This window comes from Pseudoroseomonas cervicalis ATCC 49957 (assembly GCF_000164635.1).
Taxonomy (GTDB): Bacteria; Pseudomonadota; Alphaproteobacteria; order Acetobacterales; family Acetobacteraceae; genus Pseudoroseomonas; species Pseudoroseomonas cervicalis.
Genome location: NZ_GG771122.1, coordinates 1 through 828, shown reverse-complemented (window position 1 = coordinate 828; position 828 = coordinate 1). Strand labels below are relative to the sequence as shown.

Sequence of the window (828 nt, the reverse complement as noted above, 5' to 3'; positions counted from 1 at the left end):
CCGCCTGCTGTTCCACCGCCGCCAGGGCGGCGGCGGCCTCATCCGGCGTCGCCGCGCCGCTCTGGCCCAGCAGGGTCAGGCGGTGCTGCTCGGCGCGCTGCGCCGTCTCCAGCGCGGCGCGGGCGCGCTGCTGCAACTCCGCCTCCACCCGCTCATAGAGCACGGTGCGGAACAGCGTCGCCAGGATCTCCTGCCGCTTGCCGGGGGGCGCGGTCAGCAGCTCGCGGAAGCGGCCCTGCGGCAGCAGCACCACCTGGCGGAACTCCTCGGCGCGGTAGCCCAGCAGCTCGGCCACGGCATCGGCCACGCGGCGCTCCTGGTCGGCCAGCAGGTGCGGCGTGTCCTCGCCGCGCAGCTCCCACAGGACCACCTCGGGGGCGCGCTGCACCAGCTTGCCGCCGCGCCCCACCGCCTCCTGCCGCGGCGCGCGGCGGATGCGGTAGCGCGTGGCGCCGAGGGCGAAATCCAGCTCCACCCAGCTCGCCGCCCCCGGCTCGGCATGGTGGCTGCGCAGGTGCTGCGCGTCGCGCTCGGCGCCGCTGCTCTCGCCGAACAGGGCGTAGCACAGCGCGTCCAGCAGCGTGGTCTTGCCGGCGCCGGTGGGGCCGTGGATCAGGAACAGGCGCTGCGCGCCGAGCGCGGCGAAGTCGAATTCCTGCGCCCCGGCATAGGCGCCGAAGGCGGAGAGGCGGAGGGCCAGCGGACGCATGGGCTTCAGCCCTCCCCGGTGTCGGCGGCTTCGATGGCGGCCAGCGCGTCGGCGCGCGCGGCCGGGGGCAAGGCCGCGCCGCGCACCGCCTGCCAGAAGGCGTCCAGCGTCTCCAGCGG

General features: G+C 76.7%; 1 protein-coding gene. It reads right to left on the bottom strand.

What is annotated here, in order from left to right; translation table 11 throughout:
* Positions 1-709 (bottom strand): AAA family ATPase (locus HMPREF0731_RS22105; RefSeq protein WP_040614457.1); only part of this gene is annotated, 709 nt, incomplete at its 3' end.
* Positions 710-828: the final 119 nt, after the last annotated feature.